The organism is Citrobacter sp. T1.2D-1 (assembly GCF_950098555.1).
Classification (GTDB): domain Bacteria; phylum Pseudomonadota; class Gammaproteobacteria; order Enterobacterales; family Enterobacteriaceae; genus Citrobacter_A; species Citrobacter_A telavivensis.
On record NZ_CATNHH010000006.1, the window covers coordinates 1 to 26,935 of the forward strand.

General features: G+C 52.8%; 21 protein-coding genes and 1 riboswitch. Of the genes, 6 read left to right on the forward strand and 15 right to left on the reverse strand.

Features of this window, described 5'->3' with window-relative positions; all coding sequences use genetic code 11:
* Window positions 1-296: 296 nt before the first annotated feature.
* A complete protein-coding gene (gene murI, locus QQZ17_RS07635; protein ID WP_090050685.1) occupies window positions 297-1,148 on the reverse strand; it encodes a glutamate racemase in 852 nt (283 codons plus the stop codon).
* The gene (gene btuB / locus QQZ17_RS07640; RefSeq protein WP_152401300.1) at window positions 1,093-2,931 is read right to left on the reverse strand and encodes a TonB-dependent vitamin B12 receptor BtuB; all 1,839 of its coding nucleotides are present in this window, start codon (window positions 2,929-2,931) and stop codon (window positions 1,093-1,095) included. Before btuB ends, murI begins: the two co-directional genes overlap by 56 nt.
* A gap of 65 nt (window positions 2,932-2,996) precedes the next feature.
* A riboswitch (cobalamin riboswitch) is annotated at window positions 2,997-3,190 on the reverse strand.
* 114 nt (window positions 3,191-3,304) lie between these two features.
* On the opposite strand from btuB, the gene trmA reads away from it, so the two are divergent.
* Entirely contained in the window at window positions 3,305-4,405 is a 1,101-nt protein-coding gene (gene trmA, locus QQZ17_RS07645) for a tRNA (uridine(54)-C5)-methyltransferase TrmA (protein ID WP_152401297.1), read from the forward strand.
* 57 nt (window positions 4,406-4,462) lie between these two features.
* Here the strand turns inward: trmA and QQZ17_RS07650 are convergent, their stop codons facing one another.
* Window positions 4,463-4,822: a YijD family membrane protein gene (locus QQZ17_RS07650; RefSeq protein ID WP_042325658.1), complete on the reverse strand. Its 360-nt coding sequence runs from the start codon at window positions 4,820-4,822 to the stop codon at window positions 4,463-4,465.
* Window positions 4,819-5,472, reverse strand: coding sequence for an HTH-type transcriptional repressor FabR (gene fabR / locus QQZ17_RS07655; RefSeq protein WP_080950006.1), 654 nt, complete (start codon window positions 5,470-5,472; stop codon window positions 4,819-4,821). Before fabR ends, QQZ17_RS07650 begins: the two co-directional genes overlap by 4 nt.
* Window positions 5,473-5,670: 198 nt before the next feature.
* Between fabR and sthA the strand changes: the two genes are divergently transcribed.
* Window positions 5,671-7,071 (forward strand): Si-specific NAD(P)(+) transhydrogenase, encoded by a 1,401-nt coding sequence (gene sthA, locus QQZ17_RS07660; RefSeq protein ID WP_152401295.1) that lies wholly within the window; start codon window positions 5,671-5,673, stop codon window positions 7,069-7,071.
* Here sthA and oxyR read toward each other — a convergent pair.
* The 8 genes from oxyR to QQZ17_RS07700 all read right to left on the reverse strand — a co-directional run bounded on the left by oxyR (window position 7,054) and on the right by QQZ17_RS07700 (window position 16,193).
* Entirely contained in the window at window positions 7,054-7,971 is a 918-nt protein-coding gene (gene oxyR / locus QQZ17_RS07665) for a DNA-binding transcriptional regulator OxyR (RefSeq protein ID WP_152401293.1), read from the reverse strand. The two genes, sthA and oxyR, sit on opposite strands and share 18 nt — an antisense overlap.
* A gap of 264 nt (window positions 7,972-8,235) precedes the next feature.
* A complete protein-coding gene (locus QQZ17_RS07670; protein ID WP_152401291.1) occupies window positions 8,236-9,720 on the reverse strand; it encodes an FGGY-family carbohydrate kinase in 1,485 nt (494 codons plus the stop codon).
* A gap of 10 nt (window positions 9,721-9,730) precedes the next feature.
* Window positions 9,731-10,612 (reverse strand): L-ribulose-5-phosphate 3-epimerase, encoded by an 882-nt coding sequence (locus QQZ17_RS07675; RefSeq protein WP_046493521.1) that lies wholly within the window; start codon window positions 10,610-10,612, stop codon window positions 9,731-9,733.
* Window positions 10,605-11,657, reverse strand: coding sequence for an ABC transporter permease (locus QQZ17_RS07680; protein ID WP_152401289.1), 1,053 nt, complete (start codon window positions 11,655-11,657; stop codon window positions 10,605-10,607). Before QQZ17_RS07680 ends, QQZ17_RS07675 begins: the two co-directional genes overlap by 8 nt.
* Before the next feature lie 13 nt (window positions 11,658-11,670).
* Window positions 11,671-12,663 (reverse strand): ABC transporter permease, encoded by a 993-nt coding sequence (locus QQZ17_RS07685; RefSeq protein WP_152401287.1) that lies wholly within the window; start codon window positions 12,661-12,663, stop codon window positions 11,671-11,673.
* Window positions 12,656-14,170, reverse strand: a complete 1,515-nt coding sequence (locus QQZ17_RS07690; RefSeq protein WP_152401285.1) for a sugar ABC transporter ATP-binding protein — start codon at window positions 14,168-14,170, stop codon at window positions 12,656-12,658. The genes QQZ17_RS07685 and QQZ17_RS07690 overlap by 8 nt, the downstream gene beginning before the upstream one ends.
* A 63-nt stretch (window positions 14,171-14,233) precedes the next feature.
* Window positions 14,234-15,238: a substrate-binding domain-containing protein gene (locus QQZ17_RS07695; RefSeq protein WP_152401283.1), complete on the reverse strand. Its 1,005-nt coding sequence runs from the start codon at window positions 15,236-15,238 to the stop codon at window positions 14,234-14,236.
* A gap of 142 nt (window positions 15,239-15,380) precedes the next feature.
* On the reverse strand, window positions 15,381-16,193 hold the full coding sequence (locus tag QQZ17_RS07700) for a DeoR/GlpR family DNA-binding transcription regulator (protein WP_152401281.1): 813 nt from the start codon (window positions 16,191-16,193) through the stop codon (window positions 15,381-15,383).
* Between the two features lie 441 nt (window positions 16,194-16,634).
* Between QQZ17_RS07700 and araD the strand changes: the two genes are divergently transcribed.
* Entirely contained in the window at window positions 16,635-17,327 is a 693-nt protein-coding gene (gene araD / locus QQZ17_RS07705; RefSeq protein WP_152401279.1) for an L-ribulose-5-phosphate 4-epimerase, read from the forward strand.
* Between the two features lie 63 nt (window positions 17,328-17,390).
* Here araD and argH read toward each other — a convergent pair whose 3' ends face one another.
* The 3 genes from argH to argC form a co-directional block, all read right to left on the reverse strand.
* Window positions 17,391-18,764 (reverse strand): argininosuccinate lyase, encoded by a 1,374-nt coding sequence (gene argH / locus QQZ17_RS07710; RefSeq protein ID WP_152401277.1) that lies wholly within the window; start codon window positions 18,762-18,764, stop codon window positions 17,391-17,393.
* A gap of 110 nt (window positions 18,765-18,874) precedes the next feature.
* Window positions 18,875-19,651 carry an acetylglutamate kinase gene (gene argB, locus QQZ17_RS07715; protein ID WP_152401275.1) on the reverse strand — a complete coding sequence of 259 codons (777 nt, stop codon included), beginning with the start codon at window positions 19,649-19,651 and terminating at the stop codon, window positions 18,875-18,877.
* Between the two features lie 7 nt (window positions 19,652-19,658).
* Window positions 19,659-20,663, reverse strand: a complete 1,005-nt coding sequence (gene argC / locus QQZ17_RS07720; RefSeq protein ID WP_152401273.1) for an N-acetyl-gamma-glutamyl-phosphate reductase — start codon at window positions 20,661-20,663, stop codon at window positions 19,659-19,661.
* 88 nt (window positions 20,664-20,751) lie between these two features.
* Between argC and argE the strand changes: the two genes are divergently transcribed.
* The 3 genes from argE (at window position 20,752) to QQZ17_RS07735 (ending at window position 26,852) form a co-directional block, all read left to right on the forward strand.
* The gene (gene argE / locus QQZ17_RS07725) at window positions 20,752-21,903 is read left to right on the forward strand and encodes an acetylornithine deacetylase (protein ID WP_046493499.1); all 1,152 of its coding nucleotides are present in this window, start codon (window positions 20,752-20,754) and stop codon (window positions 21,901-21,903) included.
* A gap of 357 nt (window positions 21,904-22,260) precedes the next feature.
* On the forward strand, window positions 22,261-24,912 hold the full coding sequence (ppc, locus tag QQZ17_RS07730) for a phosphoenolpyruvate carboxylase (RefSeq protein WP_152401271.1): 2,652 nt from the start codon (window positions 22,261-22,263) through the stop codon (window positions 24,910-24,912).
* A 206-nt stretch (window positions 24,913-25,118) separates the two neighbouring features.
* Window positions 25,119-26,852: a phosphoethanolamine transferase CptA gene (locus QQZ17_RS07735; RefSeq protein ID WP_152401269.1), complete on the forward strand. Its 1,734-nt coding sequence runs from the start codon at window positions 25,119-25,121 to the stop codon at window positions 26,850-26,852.
* Window positions 26,853-26,935: the final 83 nt, after the last annotated feature.

The window sequence follows — 26,935 nt, forward strand, 5'->3', positions numbered from 1 at the left end:
TTAAGAATCCATGTCACTTTGAGTGCCCACACAGATTGTCTGATAAATTGTTAAAGAGCAGTTGCGACGCGCTTTAGCGCTCTGTCGCGAGGTCCCGTATATTACGTTTTCCTCATTCAGAGTCAAGCATTTATTTCGCTTTTCTCTGTGGGCGTTCATCTCTGAACCCCGCTGACCCGGCGGCTTGCGTGCCGTTGTTCCGTGTCAGTGGAGGCGCATTATAGGGAGTTATTTCAGGCTGACAAGGGGAAATTTAAAATAATTTTCCGAGTGCGTAATATTTATCCAAAACAGGTTTAAACCGTCAGTTTTTCGAGCGATTCAAAGCCGTAACGCTGCAAAACGGGTAATAATTGCTCAGTTTCCGGCGTCATCGCCATACAATAGGCGATATTGGCATCTGCGGATTTCGCATCCGGCGCTTCATGTTCCAGTAGCCAGGCCGTGCGGCGCGCAATCGCCGCTCCGGAATCTACCAGCCGCGTCCCTTCAGGAAGAACCTGTAAGAGTTCTTCCTGTAACAGTGGGAAATGGGTGCACCCGAGCACTACCGTATCAGGCGGTTCCGGCATCCGCAGCCATGGGCGCAGAATCCGTTGCAACTCTTCCAGCGGCACCGGCTCGCCATGCAGCTTCGCTTCCGCCAACTCCACTAGCTCCGCTGACCCCAGCATGGCTATCTGACACTCATTCGCAAAGCGCGCAATCAGCTCATGCGTATAAGGACGTTTCACCGTCCCGCGAGTTGCCAGTAACCCAACAATACCATTCGCCGTCAGACGCGCCGCCGGTTTGATCGCCGGCACCACGCCCACGACCGGGAAAGCAAACTTCTCACGCAAGGCCGGAAGAGAGACCGTACTGGCCGTGTTACAGGCGATAACCGCCAGGGAGAGAGGATAACGCTGCTGTACCGCCGTCACGATCTCAACAACGCGCTCAACGATAAATGCCTCGCTCTTTTCCCCATAAGGAAAAGCCACGTTATCGAAAGCGTAGATATAGTGGAGATCCGGCAGGAGATGCCGGATCTCATCATAGACCGACAACCCACCGACACCGGAATCAAATACCAGTACGGTGGGGCGTGGATCAGAAGGTGTAGCTGCCAGACAAGGTGTATTCCCGTCCTGCAGTTTGGTAGCCATAAACTGTCTCGTAATCTTTATCGAACAGGTTGGCTATTTTACCACGAACTGTGAGATGTGAGGTGACCGGATATGAAAGTCCAATATCCCACACGCTCAGCCCGCCCATTTTCACCTTACGGGAATTGTCATAGTCGTAATCGTAGCGCTCGCCGATGTACTGATAGGTCACATCCCAGCCCAGCTCGTAGATCTGCCCGCTCAGCTCATACTTCACCTGCTGCTTGGCGCGGCGATAAAGCTGTTGATCGGTTTCATCATCGCGCGGATCCACATACTGCAACGTTAAGCGGTGATCGACCGGACCGGTTGTCAGGTTCCCTGTCCATTCCAGCCCCTTGATGGTCGCAGATTTGACGTTGAAGTAGGTATTGTTGTTGTAGTCGATCAGATTCTGGATTTTGTAGCGATAGGTCGACAAGCGCCAGTCAAGCGGACCGGTCAGCCCTTCCAGCCCGGCTTCCCACTGCTTCGATTCTTCCGGCTTCAGATTCGGGTTAGAGGCAATGCCAAAACGCTCCGCACCAAACTGTTGCCCCAGTGAAGGCGCAAGGAAGCCCGTGCCGTAAGAGAGCGTCACCTTATAGTCATCAACGAACTGCCAGCCCGCCGCCGTTTGCCAGGTGCCATGCCAGCCAAACTGGTCGTCATGGTCTTCACGACCAGACGCTTCCAGCGTCACGCTGTCAATTTGCTGTTGTCCGGTCAAATAGAGGCCCGTGTTATCACGCTTATAGTTGTCTGTCCCATACTCGCCAAAGGACATCAACTTTTCTTGCTTCCAGTCGACGCCCGCGCTGACAGCACCGTGCCCGACAATAACGTTGTTACCCCACTGGACATAGCGCTGCTCCATGTCATCAAGGCTGTAACCTGTCGCATAGCGCCCGTTCAGACTGCTGTAGTTGTAGTCCTTAATACGCTGGTAATTGGCGACCAGTTGCGAAGAGTAGATACCGGAATTGAAGCGCAGCCCTGTATCCCACGACTGGGTGTAATTCTGGTGCTCGTCGTTTCCGCCGTCATAACCCCATTTCCCCTGGTCATAATCGGCATTACTGGCATAGCCGTAGCCACGGAAGTAACCATCGAATTGATCGTTAAATTTGTGCTCAACGCCTCCCCAGAACAGCTTGTTGCGATAGCCATCGCGATCGCTATCACCGCTGTAGCTGGAGCGTGGCTGAACATCGAAGCCTTTGGTGGTCTGATATGCCCCGGCAGCGGTCACCACGGTATCACCAAAACGCTGGCGATAAGTGCCGTCATACTGCTGATAGCCTTTTGACCCCACGCCAGCATTGATCTGCGAACGCTCCTCACCGGCCATGGTGATAATGTTCACCACTCCGCCAATGGCACCGGAACCATAAATCGCTGAACGTGGGCCGCGGATATATTCGATGCGCTGCACCAGCGAGACCGGAATCTGATCAATATCGGAGTTATTCGAAATGCCCGGACGGGCGACCGGAATACCATCCACTAACACCAGAACGTGTTTCGCTTCGGTACCCCGCACAAACAGAGAAGAGCTTTGCCCCATGCCGCCATTCTGGGCGACATCCACGCCAGGCAGACGGCGCATGACATCAAGGACAGTTCGGGACTGCCAGCGTTCGATATCTTCACGCGTGACGATGTCAGTTGGTGCCAGAACGGTATTAACAGGTTGCTGAAAACGGTTTGCCGTCACGACAAGCGTGTCAGGCGTGGCATCCTGTGCCCAACCTGAAAAGGCCGTGACGGAGAGCACCGTCAACAGCGATGTTTTTTTAATCATTGTAAAGCATCCACAATATAAGAAGGATGCCGCAGGTCCCACCGATAGTACGCGATGATGAAAACCAGTTGCGACGTTAGCCGGCAGGTCTTCGGGCTTGGAAGGGTATCCCCGTCAGGGATACCAGAAATGAAGACTTCCCACCCGAGGGCAGTGTCTGCTTACGCTCTCATCTCACCTTTCCTTACCGCTGCGCGTCAGCTCCAGATTTACACTGGATTCCCTATTAACTCACAGGACCGGCACACGGATGCTACAGTTTGTAACATCTTACTGTCCAGCGCGTTTGTTAAATATCGGAAGTCATCAATGTCTGGACATCTGTTGAGCAATCCCTACAATCCCCGCGTACTTATATTTTTCAGGATACATCATGACCCCCGAACACCTTCCGACAGAACAGTATGACGCGCAGCTCGCCGAGAAAGTGGTGCGCTTGCAGAGTATGATGGCGCCCTTTTCTGGCCTGGTTCCGGAAGTGTTTCGCTCGCCGGTCAGTCACTACCGTATGCGTGCGGAGTTCCGCATCTGGCACGACGGTGACGACCTGTATCACATCATTTTTGATCAGCAGAGCAAAAGCCGAATTCGCGTCGACAGCTTCCCGGCGGCGAGTGAACTGATCAATCAGTTAATGACCGCGATGATCGCTGGCGTACGCGACAACCGCGTGCTGCGCCATAAGCTGTTTCAGATTGATTACCTGACCACCATGAGCAATCAGGCAGTGGTCTCGCTGCTGTATCATAAAAAGCTGGACGATGAGTGGCGTGAAGCCGCCGAAGCATTGCGCGATGCTCTGCGCGCGCAGAACCTGAACGTGCATCTGATTGGCCGCGCGACGAAAACGAAAATCGCGCTGGACCAGGATTACATCGACGAACGCTTGCCGGTTGCGGGCAAAGAGATGATTTATCGTCAGGTCGAGAACAGCTTTACGCAGCCCAATGCGGCAATGAACATTCAGATGCTGGAGTGGGCGCTGGATGTCACCCGCGAATCGAAAGGCGATCTGCTCGAACTGTACTGCGGGAATGGCAACTTTTCGCTCGCGCTGGCGCGCAACTTTGAGCGCGTACTGGCGACCGAAATCGCTAAACCATCGGTTGCCGCCGCACAATACAACATTGCGGCGAATCAGATTGATAACGTGCAGATCATCCGCATGGCGGCGGAAGAGTTTACGCAGGCGATGAACGGCGTGCGCGAGTTTAACCGCTTACAGGGCATCGATCTGAAAAGCTATCAGTGCGAAACGATTTTTGTCGATCCGCCCCGCAGCGGTCTGGACAGTGAGACGGAGAAAATGGTGCAGGCGTATCCGCGTATTCTGTACATCTCCTGCAATCCACAGACGCTGTGCAAGAACCTGGAAACCTTGAGCCAGACGCATAACATCTCACGTCTGGCGCTGTTCGATCAGTTCCCGTATACGCACCATATGGAGTGCGGAGTGTTGTTGACGGCGAAGTAATCGGTTATCGGCCGGATAAAGCATTTATGCCGCATCCGGCCTGGACGTCAGCCGCGCTTATTCCGACACTTCCTGCTTGCGATTACGCATTTTCACGCCGATCCAGAAGACCAGAATGACCGACAGCACCGCCGGGAAGAAGTTGGAGCCGATATCCGGATACTCCGCGCGCACCACGGTGCTGTAAAGCAGAACGCCGAGAATAAAGCAGGCGGCAGACAGGCCCGGTAACCCCACAGGCATGGTGCGATTCTGATAACGTTGATGCAGACAGTACACCGTCAGCACCAGCGAGATAATCGGGAATACAGAGAACGGCACGATGGAGCTAAACAGCGCCGCGAATGTGCCATTGATCGACAAGCCAGCGACCAGCGCCAGCAACAGCGTACCTTTATCCTGAACTGACTGTTTCATTGCTCTTCCTTCACGTTACCTGGAATGAGGGTCATCTTCTCTTGTTCGCGGCGATACCAGTAAAACGCGCCTTTCGAAATCATGCGCAGTTGCAGTACCAGTCGCTCTTCTAACTGTTGGCGTTGTTCCGCCCCCACGTCCAGCGCCTCGGCGCCTGCACTGAAGACAATCGTCACCATCGCTTCGGCTTGCGCTTCAGTAAACGCGCGCGGCATATGGTTTTCGAGTTCCAGATAATCCGCAAGTTCCGCGATGAAGTGCTGAATTTCTCGTGCAACGGCGGCACGGAAAGCCGCTGAGGTACCAGAACGTTCACGCAATAATAAACGGAAGGCGTTGGGGTTGTTACCGATGAACTCCATAAATGTAGAGACCGAGGTGCGGATCACACTCCCGCCCTTGGCGATACGCTGACGAGCCTGGCGCATCAACTGACGCAGCATCAGACCGCTTTCATCGACCATCGTCAGGCCGAGTTCATCAACATCACGGAAATGACGATAAAAGGAGGTTGGCGCAATGCCCGCTTCGCGCGCGACTTCACGCAAACTCAGGCTGGCGAAGCTACGCTCTGCGCTCAGTTGACTAAATGCGGCCTCTACCAGCGAACGCCGGGTTTTTTCTTTTTGCTGCGCTCTAACGCCCATCACGATGTCTGAATCCTTCCATATGTCTTGTCTGGCACTATACCAGAGTTCAAAGTTAATCTGCTTGTTCCGCTTTGTGAATGATTGTTTGCGCGCAGTTTGTGCTTCAGCTTCGCAAAAAAGCACAACGATAATTGGGTTATCCCGGCAATGATGTTACTATTCTGTTGCTTTTATGTATAAGAACAGGTAAGCCTTACCATGCCACATTCCTACGATTACGATGCCATAGTAATAGGTTCCGGCCCCGGCGGCGAAGGCGCTGCAATGGGTCTGGTTAAGCAAGGAGCTCGCGTTGCCGTTGTCGAGCGCTATCATAACGTTGGCGGCGGTTGCACCCACTGGGGCACCATCCCGTCGAAAGCGCTCCGTCACGCAGTCAGCCGTATTATCGAATTCAATCAGAACCCCCTTTACAGCGATCATTCCCGCCTGCTTCGTTCCTCATTCGCCGATATTCTCAACCATGCCGACAACGTGATTAATCAGCAAACACGGATGCGGCAGGGTTTTTATGAGCGTAACCACTGCGAAATCTTGCAGGGCAACGCCCATTTTGTCGACGAACACACGCTGGCGCTGGAATGTCATGACGGTACGGTTGAAACCCTGACGGCAGAGAAGTTTGTCATTGCCTGCGGATCGCGCCCTTATCATCCGACAGACGTGGACTTCTCGCACCCGCGCATTTATGACAGCGATTCGATCCTCAGTCTGCACCACGAGCCTCGCCACGTCATTATTTATGGCGCCGGGGTGATCGGCTGCGAGTATGCGTCTATTTTCCGCGGAATGGAGGTCAAAGTTGACCTCATCAACACCCGTGATCGTCTGCTGGCGTTCCTCGATCAGGAGATGTCCGACTCCCTCTCTTATCACTTCTGGAACAGCGGCGTCGTCATTCGCCACAATGAAGAGTATGAGAAGATCGAAGGCTGTGACGACGGGGTGATCATGCACCTGAAGTCCGGTAAGAAACTGAAGGCCGACTGCCTGCTGTATGCCAATGGTCGTACCGGGAATACCGATTCCCTGGCGTTACAGAATATCGGTCTGGAAACCGACAGCCGTGGTCAGCTCAAGGTCAACAGCATGTACCAGACCGCGCTGCCGCACGTTTACGCGGTGGGTGACGTGATTGGTTACCCGAGCCTGGCGTCCGCTGCATACGACCAGGGACGCATTGCTGCCCAGGCGCTGGTGAAAGGGGAAGCGAACGCGCACCTGATTGAAGATATCCCAACCGGGATTTACACCATTCCGGAGATCAGTTCTGTGGGTAAAACCGAACAGCAACTGACGGCAATGAAAGTGCCTTACGAAGTGGGACGTGCCCAGTTTAAACACCTGGCACGTGCGCAAATCGTCGGCATGAACGTGGGCACGCTGAAGATTTTGTTCCATCGGGAAACCAAAGAGATTCTGGGAATTCACTGCTTTGGCGAGCGCGCAGCCGAGATTATTCACATCGGTCAGGCGATTATGGAGCAGAAAGGTGGCGGTAACACAATTGAGTACTTTGTTAACACCACCTTTAACTACCCGACCATGGCAGAAGCCTATCGGGTCGCTGCGCTAAACGGCTTAAACCGCCTTTTTTAACGCATTGTCGAAATGGCCATCCATTGCACCACGGATGGCCTCTGCCAGTTGCTCATAGCGACTGCGCAGGGGTGAACCCGGACGATAAACCAGCCCCACTGTGCGACGCGGTTCAGGCTTAATGCAGGGCAGATACACGACGCCATCGCGCTTGCGTTCCTGTGGAACCGCCAGCGCCGGCAGCAACGTAATACCGCTTCCCGCCGCTACCATGTTACGCAGCGTTTCCAGACTGGTCGCGCGGAAGTGGGTGTCTTCGTCAGCGCCCGCTTCGAAGCAGAAACCCATCGCCTGATCGCGCAGACAGTGACCGTCCTCCAGCATCAGCAGTTTTTCGCCTGCCAGATCGGACATCGGCACGCATTCGCGATTCGCCCACGGGTGATCCTCATAGATCGCCAGCAGCATCGGCTCATCGAACAGCGGCACTTCAATAAATGCCTCACTCTCTTTCACCAGCGCCAGGATCACGCAATCGAGCTTGCCGCTATCCAGCTGTGCCAGCAACTGATGGGTCTGCGCTTCATGCAGATACATTTCCAGCTTCGGGAAAGTCTGGTGCAGCATCGGAATAATATGCGGCAGCAGATAAGGACCAACGGTGGGAATCAAACCAATGTGCAGCGGACCTGACATGGTCTCGCCCTGTTGGCTTGCCATCTCCTTGAGCACTTTGACCTCACGCAGCACGGTGCGTGCCTGATCCACCAGCAGTAAACCTGCCTGGGTGAATAGCACTTTACGACTCGTACGCTCCAGCAGCATCACGCCCAGTTCATCTTCCAGCTTGCGGATTTGACCGCTCAGCGTTGGCTGACTGACATGACAAGAGTCCGCCGCGCGCCGAAAGTGGCGATGTTCGGCTAATGCCACCAGGTATTCAAGATCACGAATATTCATTATTCATCCTCCATCGCCACGATAGTTCATGGCGATAGGTAGCATAGCAACGAACGATTATCCCTATCAAGCTTTCTGTCTGATAATCCATCACAGAAACGGAGCGGTCTCGTTTAACCCTTGAAGCCACTGCCCGTTTTGAGAGTCTCTCTCAAACCCAAATAACTAAAGCCAACGTGAACTTTTGCGGACCTCAGGTCCGCATTTTTTTTACGTAAAAAAGCCCGGCTTAACGCCAGGCCGTGATGAGACAAAAACAGGTTGTTATTCGCGTTCGACAGTACTCAGCGCATCGGCGACACGCTTAAACCGTTCGAACCGGCGACGCAACATGCCGTGCTTCTTCGCATCCGGTTCCAGACGAATCACCGGCGGCAGGGTCGCTTTAATGGCCTGCTCAAACCCAGGATAATCACCCGTACCTACAGCCGCACACATCGCCGCCGCCCGGCAGCCGGACTGCTCAACGTCGACAATTTCAAGCGGCAAATTGCTGGCATCGCAAAACATCTGCATCCAGATACGTGAATGCGTAGGGCCGCCGGTGAAACGAATCGTTTGAATACCTTCTCCGAGCTGCAACAGTTTGTCCTGATGCAGTAAGTGCGAGAACACAATCCCCTGATAGATACCGTAAACGAGGTCTGCCGCGTCGTGGTGGCCTCCGAGCCCGAAGAATCCGCCACTCAGTGAATCGCCATAATTCGAACCGTATAGCCAGGGGAAAAACAGAATGCTATCGGGTTTCTCATACCCACGCGCCGCCCACTGGTTAAGCGTGTCGTGGTCATCCTGCAGTTCCGGTAAAAAGTGCTGAATAAACCAGGTCAGATTGCTGGCAGAAGTGGGGCTGCCTTCGTGGGCAAAATAGTGCCCCGGAATACTGAATTTACCCCATACATACGGATAGTCTGCCGGGATAATGTCATCAAAAACGCGGGTGGCAATCGACCACGTTCCGGCAACCGCGCTAAGCTGCGTGCTGTCATAGACGCCGGAAGTCATTGCCGCGCCAACGACATCAAACACCCCGCCAAATACCGGCGTTCCTGCGTTTAACCCGCATAACGCGGCGGCGTCCGTGGTGACAACCCCTGCCAGTTCAGCGGAGCCAATCACTTTCGGCATGCAATCCATCATCTCTTCTATGCCGAACAGGGTGAACAGCGCAGGATCGAAATCATTACGCTGCAAATTAAATAACTGACTTCCCGAAATATTGGTTTCTTCGCAGGTCAATTCCGCCGTCAAACGATAACGAATGTAATCGTGGGCCATCAACACATAACCCGTACGCGCATAACGCTCCGGCTCGTGCTGTTTCAGCCACCTCAGCAATGCCGCCGGATGTGAAGGCCATAACTGCTGAAAGCTATGCGGATATGCCAGACGGTCGATATCCTGCGCTTTCCAGTCCGCAACCAGAGACTGTGCCCGGGAATCCGAAGAGACAATCCCGTTGCGTACGGGCCTTCCTGACTTATCGACCAGATAAAGTCCTTTACCGTGTGAGGAAAAACCAATTCCGTTAATCTGTTCCGCCGACAGATGACTTTCAACCAGCGCACGCCGGATAACGTCACACGTTGCCGCCCAAAGGGCCTCCATATCGCGTTCGCAGAATCCTGCCTGTGGGCTGAGTAACGATAAGGTTTGAGCAGCCACCGTGATTTCTCTACCCTCGGCAGTGTAGATTCCCGCCTTGGTGACGGTGCCGCCCAAATCAATGCCCATAAAGTAATGGTCCATCGTCCTCTCCTTATCCTGCGATCAATGCCCGCTCGTCGTGCCACCCCGCCGCCTGCATCTTGCTTTCTATCCACTGGCGCGCGTGGATAATTTCCAGTAACGGTTCAGGGGATTTTTCTGTCCACATTTCAATCAGGAAAGTGCCCCTATAGTTCAGACGGCGTAATATTCTGAAGAGCTTCACGAAATCTACGCATCCTTCACCAAAGGGGACATCGCGGAACTGCCCTGGGGAATCCGGCGTCACCGGAAAGGTATCTTTAAGATGGATGGCGGCAATCCGGTCAATACCTTTCGCCAACTCACTCTCCAGCTCATTGCCCCATGCGGTGAGATTGCCAACATCGGGGTAAACGGTAAACCACGGAGAATTGATTTTTGCATCCAGCACTTTCCATTTGCTGATGGAGTTAATAAAGGGAGTATCCATAATTTCCACAGCGCACATCACCTGCGCAGCGGCGGCCTGCTCCGCCACCCAGGCCATCGCATCCTCAAACAAGGCGATAGTGTCGTCATTCTGCGGCTCGTAATAGACGTCATACCCGGCAAGCTGGATGGTTCGAATGCCCAAATCCTGCGCCAGCCGTAATGCTTTTTGCATGATCGTTCGCGCTTGCAGGCGGGTGTCGCTATCGTGACTGCCAAACGGGAAACGGCGGTGCGCCGATAAACACAGGGTCGGAATACGCACGCCGGTTTTCTGAATGGCGCTAATGATTTCCATGCGCTCGGCAAGCGACCAGTCCAGACGAGCCAGGCGCTCTTCGCTTTCATCGACTGACATTTCAACAAAATCAAACCCGCATGATTTCGCCAGCGCCAGTTTTTCTACCCAACTGGTGTTCCTGGGAAGCGCCTTTTCATAAATACCTAATGGATGGCTACGCATTTTTTCCCTCACGAGTGGCCAGTTGTTGTCGAAATGCTTTCAGGCTGTTATTCATGGCGCGTCGCGCCTGCCATTTTTGTTTGAAGAACTTAAAGGCCAGGGCGGCAATCAACGTTATTCCCCATACTGCCAGATTGAAATGCAGACTCAGTCCTGACAGGCTCAGCCCGGTGGCGATAACCTGGAGCACCAACAACGCGCAGAAGACATGACCGACTTTACCGACCCCGCCGAATGGATCGGTGCCGCCAAGGACAATGGCCAGCACCGTCAGCAGGAGATAAGAATCGCCATAGCCCATACGTGCAGAGTTAAAGCGGGCCAGCATAATGAGCCCCGCCAGTACGCAAAGCAGACTGGATATGGCGTAAATCGCCATCAGAACACGGTCGGTCCGAATACCGCTAAACCAGGTCGCATTGATATTGCTGCCGCACATGTAAATAACCTTCCCGGTGCGGGTTTTTCCGAGGAACAGTGCCAGCATGATCGTCGTGACGATAAAAATCACCATGGGAACCGGCACGCCATAAACCACTTCCGACCCCATACTGCGAACAATGGGTGGCATCCCACTGAGCGCGGCGCCTTTGGTAAGATAAATACCAATGCCACTGATAATCGTCATACTGCCCAGCGTGACCAGAATCGGGTGTGCCCCCACCCGGGAAATAATGATCCCTGTGATAGCGCCAATCACGATGGCGATCATCATCGCGCCCAGCATCGCCAGAAATAACCACCACAACTGCAGGCCGGTAGACGCCTCAGCAGGCACATACTGGATTAACAACCAGGCCATAAACAGACTGGTCAGATTCGCCGTGCCGATAATCGCCAGATTCAACCCGCCACTCAGCATAGGGACAAACATTGCGAAAGTGAGCAGCCCCAGTTCTGGCAACTGGAAGGCAATACTCAGAAACGTATTATCGGTAAAAAAACGTCCGGGCATCGCCAGACTAAATGCCACCACCGCGAAGAAACATATCGCCAGTAAACCGGAGCTGGTGCCATCAATTGGTAAAAATGCCTGTTTTTTCATTTCAAGCCCCTTGTCAGACGAATCCAACGTCCGTTTCTTTACGTTTTTTGTAGTGAGTGACGCAAATTGCCGAGACAATGACCACCCCGATGACGATGTTGACGAAGTAGCTGGAGACACCGACCAGGTTGAGACCATTTTTTAGAATGCCGATGAGGAATACCCCCATCAACGTGCCAATGACTGACCCGCGACCGCCGGATAAGCTCGCGCCACCTAACACGGCGGCAGCCAGTACATCCAGTTCGCCTCCCACTAACGCATTGGGCACGACCTCGCTCATACGATAAGCCTGAAGCATTCCCCCAATCGCTGCCGCAGCGCCAAGATAGCCATAGGCGAACAGATAAATGAGTGAAACCCGAATCCCAATACGCCGCGCCGACTCAGTACTGCCGCCCACGGCATAAAGCTGACGTCCAATGTGGGTTTTGTTCATCACAATCCAGGTGAAGCAGGCCATGCCCAGCATCACCACCAACGGCAGCCCAACCTGGTAAACTTCCCCTTCAAAGCCAAAGCTGAAAAGGGATCGCTGTGTAACCCACCAGTCAGGCAAGTCGTAAATGCTGTGACCATTGGTCAGCCACATCAACATGCCAAATAGCAGTGATTGCATACTGATAGTGATAATGATGGAAACCACATTGAGGTAATAAATGAGGATCGCGTTAATCAGGCCAAACAGAATGCCCAGCACGATCGCCAACCCAAGGCACAGCAGGGGATTCGCGATCGCCCCATTCAACAACAGCGACGCCACAATGTACTGCACCACGGAAGCGACGGCCGCGAACGAAATATCAATGCCTCCTGTCACCAGCACGACAAATAAACCGAGGGCAAAAATTCCCGTTACGGCATAGCTCTCGGTCAGATCCAGCAAATTCTGAATCGACAGGAACTCATCACTCATCAGAGAAAAAAGCGCCAGCATCAGGACAATGACCCAGCCCAACCATCCTTCGACCGAACGTGGGAACCGGAGCTGCAATACATTAGCCATTAATCACCTCCGCAAGTTGCTGTTCGGTATAGAGAGAAGGCAGCAATTCATTAATAATCTTTCCTCGCTGCATATGGAAAATACGATCGCAGTTGTAATACGCTTCTGGCGCTTCATCAGTAATCAGCAACACGGAAATACCGACACCGGAAAGCCGGTGGATAAGCTGGTAAATACTGTCTTTCGCACCAATATCAACGCCTACCGTTGGCGCATCGAGAATCAATACTTTCGGCCGAGTGAGAATCCATTTTGCCAACACTACTTTTTGCTGATTACCGCCAGAAAGCGTGGATAACGGGTTATCAGGATCGGTGACTTTAATATCCAGATCCTGAATCCATTCCTTAACAAGGGTCTCCTGCCGTTTTTTATCAATACATTGCCAGGGTGTTTTTAACCGATTCAGGATCGAGAGCACCATATTGTCACTGACCGATTGCGGTAAAACGGCCCCCAGCGTCAGGCGGTCTTCAGAGACATAAGCAATACCCAGTTTCGCGGCTTGCGTATTATCGTTAATCACGACTTTCTTCCCATCCAGATAAATATCCCCACTATCTGGATGAGTAATACCAAAAAGGCTCAATGCCAGTTCTGTTCGCCCTGAACCTAGTAAGCCACATAATCCCAGCACTTCACCCTGGTGAAGCTGGAAGGAAATATCTTCAAATTGCCCTTTCCGGCTCAATTTATTCAGCTCAAGGACGACTTTCCCGCCAATACCATTCGGTAATTTTTTCTGATGAACAATCGTTCTGCCAGTCATCAGTTCAGTAATCCGTCCTGGCGACAATAAGTCTGCTGCCCAGGTTCCGATGATTTCGCCATCGCGAATCACCGTAATACGGTCGGAGATTTCTTTAACTTCATCCAGTCGGTGACTGACAAAAACCACCGTAATATTTTTATCACGGAGGTAATTTACCGTTCGTAATAGCTGGTTCACTTCGGTGCGGGTAAGTGAAGCCGTCGGTTCATCCATGATAACCAGCCGGGCTTCTGCGACCAGCGCACGGCAAATCGCTACCTGCTGGCGTTGTGCAATAGGCAAATGCTGAACCAGCGCATCTGCATCAAGATTAAAATTCAATTCCTGAATAATTTTCTGCGATACAGCTTTCAGGTGAGATTTTTTATGCCAGCGAAAATACCCTTTCAGGTTGTACTCAAAGGCAATATTTTCCGCTACCGTCAGGTTTGGAAACAAAGAAAGATCCTGATAAATAACCTGAATGCCTAACTCGCGCGCTTTATCGGGTGAGAGTCTGCTCCATGATTTATCATCGATGATAATTTCACTGCCGGTATCCGGGGTATAAACACCGCTCAACGTTTTGATTAACGTACTTTTGCCACAACCATTCGCACCCGCAAGGCAGTGGACTTCACCTTTATTTAGCGTGAGATCAATATTTTTTAATGCCTGATGACCGCCGAAGCTTTTAGTCAGCGATTTTAGCGTCACTAACGGCACATCTGCATTTCGCTCTGCAATATGGGGCATCTGCGGCTCCTGAACGACCAAAGGATATCCGGGCCACGACTGGCCCGGTGATGCAACCTAAAATTACAAACCTAATTTCACTAAACGTTGCGTATTTTCAAGATCGAGTTTTTCAGGGTTATCACTCAGAATGGTATTGTTCTGAACGTTAATTTCCCCCATATCGCCAAGTTTCACGCCATCTTTGATAGGTTCGCCATTCATCATCGCCGTGGCGACCTGAACAAAAACTTTGCCCGCCGTCATCGGATTAGAAATATATCCGCCATCAATCGCGCCTTTTTCCAGCAGCTTAATTCCCTGTCCCGGGGTGAATGTGCCAAATACGCAAATCGCATCGTTTTTCTTACGCTTATCAATTGCGCGGCCTGCGCCAATCGGACCTTGCGAACCAAATGACATGATACCTTTGAGATCTTTATATTTTGACATCAGGTCATTCGCAGTACGCATTGAGTCGTCCACGGATTCCGCCACGCCAAAACGATCCTCAACCAGCGTCATTTTTGGGTAATGTTCTTTTTGATACGCGATAGCAGCGTCAGCCCAGTCATTCACCAGGGGAACTGTCAGGCTGCCGACGAACATGGCGTATTTTCCTTCTTCACCCATGCATTTCGCCATATCTTTCATATGGTTGGCACCCATTGTTTGGGTGTTCAACAATTCAAAGTCCCAGTCAGCATTAGCCTGGTTCGGCGACTCATGCGTAATGACCTTAATACCGGCTTCCTGCGCGCGCTTCAGCACAGGCTCCAGGACTTTCGCATCGTTTGGCACAACGCCAATCACATCGACTTTTTTAGCAATTAAATCTTCGATGGCGCGGACCTGTTCAGCCGGGTCTGCGGTCGTCGGCCCGACTTGCCAGGCATTAACGCCTAATGCTTTTCCTTCTTCCTTAATGCCTTGTTCCATCACGTTAAACCAGGGAATGCCCCCCACCTTAACCACGACACCCATCGTGAAAGGTTTGTTGGCTTTTTGCGGTGTAGCGGGTTGTTCCGCCCAGGCTGCGGTTGACGTTAAAACAGCAGTAATCAGGCAGGGTAAGATTAATTTTCTCATCGTAATTTCCTTAAGAAATAGCGTCATGTGTCAGGGAAACCCGATAAAAATATCAGCCTGACTTTTTATTAATTTCAACTTTTCTCTGGTATTGGCTAAATAATCGGGATGCTACCTCAATTATTCAGATAACGATTCACATCTATGACTTATCAACTTCAACAACATTTAACTGCGGATGCAAACTACGGTAACGCTCATCACTACAACTATTGGTAACCATAATATCAATTTCATCCAGCATACATATTTTGCTAAAGGCGAACTGTTCGAACTTACTGGAGTCAACCATTAATATTTTTTTCGCCGAAACCTGTAACATAACCTGTTTCAACCGGGCATTTATTTCACTACCATCACGGATTCCATTTTCCAGATTCACGCCCTGACAGGAAAAAAAGAAACTATTAATCTGAAAGTTTCTGATGGCGCTCTCCGCAACCGGACCATGAAAATCATCATGACGTTCGGAATACTCGCCGCCGATACCAATAATACGAACGTTATCCCGACAAGCTAACGCCTGGATAATACGCAGTGAATTGGTCACGACCGTTATATCGATATCCGGGATTTGCCGGGCCAGAAACCAACAGGTGCTGCTGTTATCCATCAAAATGCAGTCGCCAGGATGAATAAACTGGAGCGCTGCTTTGGTGATTTTTGCTTTAATATCAGGATGTTCTTCAGTACGTTTACGAAATGATTCCGCCCGATCCACGCTATTTTTTTGCCAGGTGTTGTCTTCAATCGCCACAGGCGTAATATCCGGCGCATCCAGTGAAACCGCACCACCAAAGCTGCGGGTGAGCTTCTTATTTTTTTCCAGCCTCGTCAGATCTCTGCGAATTGTTTCCTGCGACACCTGACATAATTGCGACAGTTCCGTGACGCGCACCGCCCCCAACTTCTGAACATGCGCACAAATCATTTTATAACGTTCTGCCTGCAACATAATATCGACCCACGAAAACCGATTTCATCATGTGTTTATCATTAATCTTTTTGCCCTAAATTAAAGTGAGTGGTGTCAAGGATCGTTTTACAGAAATATCACACACACTGTAACGTGACAAAAACCAAAAATCCGACTGCAACAAAAGCAAAAAGCAATGAAGAAATCCAATCTACATCACAAAACATCGCTCTTTTATTCTGTTGTTTCCACAAGAAAACCACCATTCGGTCATTTACGGGCATTCATAAAACACAAAAACATGCCCGACTAGTTCCGAATTTGACCGTTTTCGTTGTTTTGGTAACACAAAGAATCTGTATGAATTTTACATCTTATTTATTCAGCGTAATTTAAATAACAACGTTACAAACCGCGCCAATTAAAGAACGAGAGAAAATCCGCTTTTTATAAAAGCAAACGGTAATTCAGGAGTAAAGAATGAATACACTGAAGAAAAAAGTGCTGGCCGCTAATTTATCTTTGCCGGCTCATCAACTGGTCACCTTTACATGGGGAAATGTCAGCGGAATTGATCGCGAAAAAGGGGTAATGGTGATTAAACCCTCCGGTGTCGAATACGACAATATGAGTCTGGATGATATGGTCGTCGTCGATATACACAGTGGAAAGGTTGTCGAAGGGAACAAAAAACCGTCATCGGATACCGACACGCATCTGGCGCTGTATCACGCCTTTCCAGATATTGGCGGCATCGTCCATACCCATTCGCGCCACGCGACCATCTGGTCGCAGGCCGGAAAAGATTTAATGCCGCTGGGCACAACACATGCTGATTATTTCTATGGCGCAATTCCTTGTACACGCCCCATGCGGGATGAAGAAATCAATGAACGTTACGAATACGACACCGGCAGCGTCATTATTGAAACCTTTAAACAACGAGGGATCGCGCCCAACCATATTCCTGCCGTACTGGTAAACAGTCATGGCCCCTTTGCCTGGGGCACCGATCCTGCCAACGCCGTGCATAACGCCGTTGTGCTTGAAGAAATCGCGTATATGAATTTGTTCACACAGCAACTGCAACCCCATCTCACCGCGATGCAGCAAACATTGTTGGACAAGCACTTTTTAAGGAAGCACGGCGCGAACGCCTACTATGGTCAGTAATGCCTGATGCAGTGACATAAAAAAGCCTGGCATCGCGCCAGGCTGAGTGAAACCGCATAACCGTTATGCCAGACGCGCCTTCGCATAGCCGATCGCTTGCGCAACCTGCTGAGGAGACACGCCGCCTTTCGCCGCGCGCTTGTCCAGACACGACTGCAGGGAGAGGATCGGATACACATCATCGCCGATGACGCTACTGAATTTCTGCAGGTCGCCCAGCGGCAGATCTTCCAGCGGTTTCCCCTGGCGAATCGCCTCAACGACCGTTTCACCCACGATATGGTGCGCTTCACGGAACGGAACGCCTTTCGCGACCAGATAATCCGCCAGTTCGGTGGCGTTTGCATAACCTTGCTGCGCGGCTTCCTGACAACGCGGACGTTTCACCTGGATACCGTCCAGTACCAGCGCGGCCATATGCAGGCAGTCCAGCCAGGTGTCGAGCGCGTCGAACAGGCCTTCTTTGTCTTCCTGCATGTCTTTGTTATAGGCCAGCGGCAGCCCCTTCAGCGTCATCATCATGCCGGTCAATGCACCCTGAACACGGCCACATTTACCGCGAATCAACTCCAGCGCATCCGGGTTTTTCTTCTGCGGCATCAGCGACGAGCCGGAGGTCACGCGATCGGAAAGCTCAACAAAGCCCGCCTCACCCGTGTTAAAGAAAATCAGGTCTTCGGCAAAACGCGACAGATGCACCATCCCGATAGCGGCGTCAGACAGCAGTTCCAGCACATGGTCACGATCGGAAACGCTGTCCAGACTGTTCCGCGTTGCCGAGGCAAAACCCAGCCAGCCGGCCAGCTGTTCACGATCGATTTCATACGCCGTCCCCGCCAGGGCGCCACAGCCTAATGGGCTCACATCCAGACGTTTTAACGCGTCCTGCAAACGACTTTCATCACGCACCAGCATTTCGACATAGGCCAGACACCAGTGCGCAAACGTCACCGGCTGCGCACGCTGCAGATGGGTATACCCCGGCATTACCGCATCCTGGTTATTTTCCGCCGTCTCGACCAGCGCGCTTTGCAACTGACGATTCGCGGTAAGCAGTTCGGTCACCGTCTCTTTGCACCACAGTTTCAAATCGGTGGCGACCTGGTCATTACGGCTACGCCCGGTATGTAGCTTTTTACCTAACTGACCCACTTTGTCGATCAGTTTGCCTTCCACCCAGCTATGAATATCTTCGGCATCGCTTTGCAGAATCTGCTGAGGATTGGCGCGGACCTCTTCCAGCAGAATGTTCAGCGCTTCTTCGAGCTGAAGCTGTTCGTCAGCGGTTAACACGCCAACGGTGACTAACGCTTTGGACCAGGCGACAGAGCCAACAATATCCTGCTCCGCCAGACGGTAATCAAAGCGCAACGAATCGTTGAACTGTTTGAACCGCTGATCTGCTGCCTGAGTAAAACGCCCACCCCAAAGTGCCATAACATGCTTCCTTAAATTCTTGAATTGCCGGATGGCGCTGCGCTAATCCGGTCTACAGGTTGTGTTTTCGTAGGCCCGATAAGGCGTAGCCGCCATCGGGCACAAAATCATTACGCCAGAATACGCGTACCAATCGGCGTGCCGTTGAACAGCGCCGGGAGTTGCTCGGCATGACGCCAGGAAGCGATATCCACCGGACGTCCCAGCGTACGCGCGGCATCCAGCGCGGCATTTACCTTCACAATCATGCCATCCGTAATGATACCCTGGTCGATCAGTTGTTCCGCTTTCGCGGCGGTCATTTCGGCAATGCGCTGACCTTTACCGTCGAGAATCCCGCTCACGTCGGAGAGCAGGATCAAATCCGCGCCCAGCGTCGCCGCCAGCGCCGTCGCCGCCTGGTCCGCGTTCACGTTCATCAGTTGCCCTTCTTCCGTCACCCCAATCGAGCTGACCACCGGCAGAAAACCCTTTTCCAGCAGCGTGTTAATCAGCTCAGGCGAACCCGGCTGCGCCAGTCCAACGTGGCCAAGCTCTTCGTCGAGCTGAGTCACGTTTACGCTATCGCCATCGCCAAGATACAGACCAACGGAGGCAATGTGATGCTTCTTCGCCCAGGCCAGCAACGTTTTGTTTGCCGTCCCCGCCAGCGCACCGGTGATGATGTCGATCTGGTCGGCAGGCGTCACGCGCAGGCCGTTTTTCTTTTTCACCGGCAGGTTAAGCCCTTTCATCAGTTCATCGACGACGCAGCCGCCGCCGTGCACAATGACCAGCGGACGCTGATGCGACTCACGATAGTTCACCAGCGCGGTAAAAAGACGCTCCAGCGCCTCTTCGCTATCCAGTAATACGCCACCCAGCTTGATAATTAATGGACTCATCATTGCACCCTTAAATAAGAGACTGCGTTTCAGCAAAGCCGAAACGAATATTAGCGCACTGCACTGCCTGTGCGGCGGCGCCTTTCAACAAGTTATCTTCGGTAGCCACCACAATCAAATGTTCACCCTGCACGGCGAAACCGATATCGCAGAACGGCAGCCCAACGACATTCTTCAGCGCCGGAACGCCTTTGTCATACAGACGCACCAGCGGTTTATCACCATACGCCTGCTGTAATACCTGAGCGACCTGCGCATGCGTCACGCCCGGCTGCAGCCGACAGGTGATCGTTTCCAGAATCCCACGCGGAAAATTACCCAGATGAGGCGTGAAAATCACCTCGGTCCCCAGATGGGTGGCAATCTCCGGCTGATGACGATGGGTAAACACGCCATACGGTTGCAGGCTCACTTCGCAGAAACTGTTAGACAGCGCCGCTTTACGTCCTGCCCCGCTCACGCCGCTGGTCGCGTTAATCACCGGCCATTGCGCCAAATCCAGCAACCCGGCGTCGATCAGCGGCTTAAGAGAGAGTTGCGCCGCCGTGGGATAGCACCCCGGCACCGCAATCAGATTCGCCTCTTTCAGCTTGTCGGCGCTCCACTCCGCCAGGCCGTACACCGCCTGCTCAAGCAGGTCAGGGTGCTGATGGGTGAAACCATAGTATTTTTCGTAGAACCCGGCATCGTTCACACGGAAGGCACCGGACAGGTCGAAAACGACGCAACCGGCGGCCAGAAATTGCGGCGCCAGGTCATGGCTGACTTCGTGGGCGGTGGCTAAAAACACCACATCCACGCCGTCGGTAAACTCGCTGATATCGGACATCGGCTGCAACGGCAGATCGACAATGCCTTTAAGCTGTGGATGCAAATCAGAAATTAACTTTCCCGCATCATTGCTTTGCGCTGAGACGGTCAAAGCGGTTATGGTCATATGGGGGTGGCGATTCACGTAGCTTACAAGCTCTGCGCCCGCATAACCGCTAGCGCCTACAATCAGCGTATTCAACATCAGGTTCCTTTATGCTCAACGTTAATGTATTTTTATGCACATTTATTGCATGAATATTGATACTATCACGACCTAAGGTGTGTCAACAATGAAAATGAACTTACCGCCATTTATCGAGATCTACCGCGCGCTGATTGCCACGCCGTCCATCAGCGCTACCGAAGAAGCGCTGGATCAAAGCAATGAGTCTTTAATCAATCTGCTGGCGGGTTGGTTCAGCGATCTCGGTTTTAACGTTGAGATTCAACCGGTCCCGGGAACCCGCAATAAATTCAATCTGCTGGCCAGCACCGGACAGGGCGCGGGCGGCCTGCTGCTGACGGGTCATACCGACACCGTGCCGTTTGACGATGGGCGCTGGACGCGCGATCCCTTCACCCTCACCGAGCATGACAACAAGCTCTACGGTCTGGGCACGGCAGACATGAAGGGCTTCTTCGCTTTTATTCTCGACGCGCTTCGCGACGTTGATGTGACACAACTGAAAAAGCCGCTCTACATCCTGGCGACGGCAGATGAAGAGACCAGCATGGCGGGCGCGCGTTACTTCTCAGAAAACACGGCGATTCGCCCCGATTGCGCGATCATCGGTGAGCCCACGTCGCTACAACCGATTCGCGCGCACAAAGGCCATATCTCAACGGCAGTACGGGTGATGGGCCAGTCCGGTCACTCCAGCGATCCGGCGCGCGGCGTGAACGCTATCGAACTGATGCACGACGCCATTGGTCGCATTATGCAACTGCGCGACACCCTAAAGGAACGTTATCACTACGATGCCTTCACCGTGCCGTATCCCACCCTGAATCTGGGCAGTCTGCACGGTGGCGATGCCTCGAACCGCATTTGCGCCTGCTGTGAACTGCATATGGATATCCGCCCGCTGCCGGGCATGACGCTGGGCGATCTGGATGGCCTGCTGACAGAAGCCCTGGCACCGGTGAGCGAACGCTGGCCGGGTCGGCTGACCGTTGCCGAACTGCATCCGCCGATCCCGGGCTACGAATGTCCGCCAGACCATCAGTTGGTTGAAGTAGTGGAGAAACTGCTGGGCGAGAAAACCGATGTGGTGAACTACTGTACCGAAGCGCCGTTTATTCAGACCCTGTGTCCGACGCTGGTGTTGGGCCCGGGCTCTATCAATCAGGCGCACCAGCCGGATGAATATCTGGAAACCCGGTTCATCAAACCGACGCGTGAACTGATTACCCAGGTTGTTCATCATTTCTGCTGGCACTGACCTCCATCACTCTCCGGTAACACCGGAGAGTGACTTTTGTCACAATTCCATAAGTAATACTTATCTGCCGCAAAGTGAATTAAATTTCGTAAATTATCGACATTTATTCGTTTGCTGAAGCGATTTCGCCGCAATTGACGAATGGTTTTTTACGTGGCTTTATAAAGTGAGATGAATTAACAAATGTCCTGATCACAGGACTCAAACCCACAGTATTTCGTGTTGCAGGAAGGCGGCAAGTTTGTGGAGCCCCGGGAGCTTACCTAAGTAAGTGACCGGGGTCCACAAACGCAGCCAACGCATCTGCGGCGCGAAAGACGAAGGGTAAAACATATGAGATGGGGTGTCTGGGTTAATATGAACGAACAATATTCCGCGTTGCGTAGTAATGTCAGTATGCTCGGCAAAGTGCTGGGAGAAACCATCAAGGATGCGCTGGGAGAGAACATTCTTGATCGCGTAGAAACAATCCGTAAGCTGTCTAAATCCTCGCGCGCTGGCAATGAAGCTCATCGCCAGGAGTTACTCACCACGTTACAAAATCTGTCGAATGACGAGCTGCTGCCGGTCGCACGCGCGTTTAGCCAGTTCCTGAACCTGGCCAACACCGCCGAGCAATATCACAGCAGTTCGCCAAAAGGCGAAGGCGCCAGCAACCCGGAAGTGATTGCCCGCACCCTGCGTAAACTGAAAAACCAGCCGGATCTGAACGACGCCATCATCAAAAAAGCGGTGGAGTCGTTGTCTCTGGAACTGGTATTGACCGCACATCCGACGGAAATCACCCGTCGCACGCTGATCCATAAAATGGGCGAAATTAACGCCTGTCTGAAGCAACTCGATAACAAAGATATCGTTGAGTACGAACGCCACCAGCTGATGCGCCGTCTGCGCCAACTGATTGCACAGTCCTGGCACACCGATGAAATTCGTAAGCTGCGCCCAAGCCCGGTTGATGAAGCCAAATGGGGCTTCGCGGTGGTCGAGAACAGCCTGTGGCAGGGGGTTCCGAACTATTTACGCGAACTAAACGAACAGCTGGAAGAGAATCTGGGTTACCAGTTACCCGTTGATTTCGTTCCCGTACGTTTCACCTCGTGGATGGGCGGCGACCGTGACGGCAACCCAAATGTAACCGCGGATATCACCCGCCACGTTCTGCTGCTAAGTCGCTGGAAAGCGACCGATCTGTTCCTGAAAGATATTCATGTTCTGGTTTCTGAACTGTCGATGGTCAATGCCACGCCGGAACTGTTAGCAATGGTCGGTGAAGAAGGCGCATCGGAGCCTTACCGCTATCTGATGAAAAACCTGCGCGCACGCCTGATGGCAACCCAGGCCTGGCTGGAAGCGCGCCTCAAAGGCGAGAAGCTGCCGAAACCAGCAGGTCTGCTGACGCAAAACGAACAGCTGTGGGAACCGCTGTACGCCTGCTACCGGTCGCTACAAGCCTGCGGCATGGGCATTATCGCCAACGGTGAACTGCTCGACACCCTGCGTCGCGTGAAATGTTTTGGCGTTCCGCTGGTCCGTATTGATATCCGTCAGGAAAGTACCCGCCACACCGAAGCGCTGGGTGAACTGACCCGTTACCTCGGCATCGGGGACTACGAAAGCTGGTCAGAAGCGGACAAACAGGCCTTCCTGATCCGCGAACTGAACTCCAAACGCCCGCTGCTGCCGCGCAACTGGGAACCGAGCAATGACACTCGCGAAGTGCTCGATACCTGTAAGGTCATTGCCGAAGCGCCGAAAGGTTCAATTGCCGCCTACGTTATCTCGATGGCAAAAACGCCGTCCGACGTGCTGGCCGTGCATCTGCTGCTGAAAGAGGCTGGAATTGGCTTCGCTATGCCGGTTGCGCCGCTGTTCGAAACCCTCGACGACCTGAACAATGCCGACGACGTGATGACCCAACTGCTGAACATCGACTGGTATCGCGGTCTGATTCAGGGCAAGCAGATGGTGATGATTGGCTATTCCGACTCGGCAAAAGACGCCGGCGTGATGGCCGCCTCCTGGGCGCAGTATCAGGCGCAGGATGCGTTGATTAAAACCTGCGAGAAAGCGGGTATCGAGCTGACGCTGTTCCACGGTCGCGGCGGCTCCATCGGTCGCGGGGGCGCGCCAGCCCATGCGGCATTGCTTTCACAACCGCCGGGCAGCCTGAAAGGCGGTCTGCGCGTGACCGAACAGGGCGAAATGATCCGCTTCAAATACGGCCTGCCAGAAGTCACCGTTAGCAGTCTGTCGCTGTACACCAGTGCGATTCTGGAAGCGAACCTGCTGCCGCCGCCGGAGCCGAAAGACGCCTGGTGTCATATCATGGACGAACTCTCGGTCATCTCCTGTGACGTATACCGTGGTTATGTTCGTGAAAACAAAGACTTTGTCCCGTACTTCCGCTCCGCAACGCCAGAACAGGAACTGGGTAAACTGCCGCTCGGCTCACGTCCGGCGAAACGTCGCCCGACCGGCGGTGTAGAATCCCTGCGCGCCATTCCGTGGATCTTCGCCTGGACCCAGAACCGCCTGATGCTGCCAGCCTGGCTGGGTGCCGGTACCGCGCTGCAGAAAGTGGTTGAAGATGGTAAGCAGAGCGAACTGGAAGCGATGTGTCGCGACTGGCCGTTCTTCTCCACTCGCCTCGGCATGCTGGAAATGGTGTTCTCGAAAGCGGATCTGTGGCTGGCGGAATATTACGATCAGCGACTGGTGGCGAAAGAGTTGTGGCCGCTGGGCAAAGAACTGCGCGAACTGCTGGAAGAGGACATCAAAGTGGTGCTGGCCATTGCCAACGACTCACACCTGATGGCCGATCTCCCGTGGATTGCCGAGTCTATTCAGTTACGTAATATCTATACCGACCCGCTGAACGTTCTGCAGGCAGAGCTGTTACACCGCTCACGACTGACGGAACTGCAGGGCAAAGAGCCCGATCCTCGCGTTGAACAAGCGCTGATGGTCACCATTGCCGGCGTGGCGGCAGGTATGCGTAATACCGGCTAATTTCACCCTCTTCCCCCCTCTCGTGCTATTGCGCGCGAGGGGGCTGAAATATTGCTGTCATAACCTCCGCACATTCACTATATTTCTGTCTGTTTTTTCCACCGTGAGATTTTTCCAGAGCAACGTGCGCCTTTGCGCCGATGCTTCAGATTCTCTTAAGGTTTAGTCGCTACGTTTGGCACCACGTTTAAAGACAGGCTGACAATATGCAATCCACAACCCTCCAGTCTACGCCATCATTTAGCTGGAAAGCCCTTGGTTGGGCGCTTCTCTATTTTTGGTTTTTTTCCACCTTACTACAGGCCATTATTTTAGTTACGGGTTTCAGCGGCACCAACGGGCTGCGTGACTCATTGCTTTACAGCTCCCTTTGGCTGATCCCGATTTTCCTGTTTCCCAACCGAACCCGCATTATTGCTGCGGTGGTGGGCGTCGTGTTGTGGGCCACGTCGCTGGCCACGCTCTGTTATTACGTCATCTACGGACAAGAGTTTTCGCAAAGCGTCCTGTTCGTGATGTTTGAGACCAATGCCAACGAAGCCAGCGAATACCTGAGCCAGTACTTCAGTCTGAAGATCATCGCCATTGCGCTGGCTTATACCGTTGTCGCCGTATTTCTCTGGACGCGACTGCGCCCCGTCTATATTCCCGGACGCTGGCGTTGGCTCGTCTCTTTTGCGTTGCTATACGGACTGATCCTGAACCCGTTTGTGGTTCGTTCTGCGTTTGGCAACTCACCGTATGAGAAGACGCTAAGCGGCCTCTCCTCGCGTATGGAACCGGCCGCGCCGTGGCAGTTTGTCATTGGGTATTATCAGTATCAGCGCCAGTTGACCTCACTCAACAACCTGTTGAGCCAGAACCACGCTCTGCCTCCGCTGACCAATTTTAAAGACAACTCCGGCGACGCACCGCGCACGCTGGTGCTGGTAATTGGCGAGTCTACCCAGCGTGGCCGCATGAGTCTGTACGGTTATCCGCGTGAAACCACACCGGAACTGGACGAATTGCATAAGTCAGACCCGAATCTGACCGTGTTTAATAACGTCGTGACCTCACGCCCTTACACGATCGAAATCTTGCAACAGGCGCTGACCTTCGCGAACGAGAAGAACCCGGACCTGTATCTGACGAAACCGTCGCTGATGAACATGATGAAACAGGCGGGATACAAAACCTACTGGATCACAAACCAGCAGACGATGACCGCTCGTAACACCATGCTGACGGTCTTCTCTAAGCAGACCGACGAGCAGTTCTATATGAACCAGCAGCGTACGCAAAGCGCGCGCGAATATGACACTAACGTGCTGACGCCATTTAAGAAAATCATGGCCGATCCTGCACCGAAAAAGTTCATCATTGTTCATCTGCTGGGCACGCACATTAAGTACAAATTCCGCTACCCGGAAGACCAGGGTAAATTCGACGGCAGTACCGATCATCTCCCGCCGGGCCTGAACGCAGAAGAGCAGGAGTCGTATAACGATTACGACAACGCCAACCTGTATAACGACAAGGTCGTCGCGAGCCTGATTAAGGATTATAAAGCAACCGATCCGAACGGTTTCCTGCTCTATTTCTCCGACCATGGTGAAGAGGTGTATGACACGCCGCCGCACAAAACACAGGGTCGCAACGAGGACAACCCGACGCGTCACATGTATACCGTGCCGTTCCTGCTGTGGACCTCAGAGAAATGGCAGGCCGCGCATCCGCGTGATTTATCACAGGATGTGAATCGTAAGTACAGCAGTTCGGAACTGATCCACACCTGGTCCGACTTAGCTGGCCTGACCTACGACGGTTTCGATCCGACGCGTTCCCTCACCAGCCCGCAGTTCAAAGAAACGACGCGCTGGATTGGCAACCCGTACAAGAAAAATGCGCTGATTGACTACGACAGCCTGCCGTATGGCGAGCAGGTAGGAAATCAGTAAGTGATTCAACAGGCCACTCTTTTTAGAGTGGCCTTTTTTCACCATGGCGGTTACTGTTTCCCTGTCTGCGCAACGCAAGGGAT

Coding starts and splice junctions, on each gene's coding strand:
- QQZ17_RS07670 (WP_152401291.1), bottom strand. CDS start 9,720: ATGGACCATTACTTTATGGGCATTGATTTGGGCGGCACCGTCACCAAG.
- QQZ17_RS07685 (WP_152401287.1), bottom strand. CDS start 12,663: ATGGCTAATGTATTGCAGCTCCGGTTCCCACGTTCGGTCGAAGGATGG.
- sthA (WP_152401295.1), top strand. CDS start 5,671: ATGCCACATTCCTACGATTACGATGCCATAGTAATAGGTTCCGGCCCC.
- argC (WP_152401273.1), bottom strand. CDS start 20,663: ATGTTGAATACGCTGATTGTAGGCGCTAGCGGTTATGCGGGCGCAGAG.
- argE (WP_046493499.1), top strand. CDS start 20,752: ATGAAAATGAACTTACCGCCATTTATCGAGATCTACCGCGCGCTGATT.
- QQZ17_RS07680 (WP_152401289.1), bottom strand. CDS start 11,657: ATGAAAAAACAGGCATTTTTACCAATTGATGGCACCAGCTCCGGTTTA.
- QQZ17_RS07700 (WP_152401281.1), bottom strand. CDS start 16,193: ATGTTGCAGGCAGAACGTTATAAAATGATTTGTGCGCATGTTCAGAAG.
- argB (WP_152401275.1), bottom strand. CDS start 19,651: ATGATGAGTCCATTAATTATCAAGCTGGGTGGCGTATTACTGGATAGC.
- argH (WP_152401277.1), bottom strand. CDS start 18,764: ATGGCACTTTGGGGTGGGCGTTTTACTCAGGCAGCAGATCAGCGGTTC.
- QQZ17_RS07695 (WP_152401283.1), bottom strand. CDS start 15,238: ATGAGAAAATTAATCTTACCCTGCCTGATTACTGCTGTTTTAACGTCA.
- oxyR (WP_152401293.1), bottom strand. CDS start 7,971: ATGAATATTCGTGATCTTGAATACCTGGTGGCATTAGCCGAACATCGC.
- araD (WP_152401279.1), top strand. CDS start 16,635: ATGAATACACTGAAGAAAAAAGTGCTGGCCGCTAATTTATCTTTGCCG.
- QQZ17_RS07675 (WP_046493521.1), bottom strand. CDS start 10,612: ATGCGTAGCCATCCATTAGGTATTTATGAAAAGGCGCTTCCCAGGAAC.
- trmA (WP_152401297.1), top strand. CDS start 3,305: ATGACCCCCGAACACCTTCCGACAGAACAGTATGACGCGCAGCTCGCC.
- QQZ17_RS07690 (WP_152401285.1), bottom strand. CDS start 14,170: ATGCCCCATATTGCAGAGCGAAATGCAGATGTGCCGTTAGTGACGCTA.
- QQZ17_RS07735 (WP_152401269.1), top strand. CDS start 25,119: ATGCAATCCACAACCCTCCAGTCTACGCCATCATTTAGCTGGAAAGCC.
- QQZ17_RS07650 (WP_042325658.1), bottom strand. CDS start 4,822: ATGAAACAGTCAGTTCAGGATAAAGGTACGCTGTTGCTGGCGCTGGTC.
- murI (WP_090050685.1), bottom strand. CDS start 1,148: ATGGCTACCAAACTGCAGGACGGGAATACACCTTGTCTGGCAGCTACA.
- btuB (WP_152401300.1), bottom strand. CDS start 2,931: ATGATTAAAAAAACATCGCTGTTGACGGTGCTCTCCGTCACGGCCTTT.
- ppc (WP_152401271.1), top strand. CDS start 22,261: ATGAACGAACAATATTCCGCGTTGCGTAGTAATGTCAGTATGCTCGGC.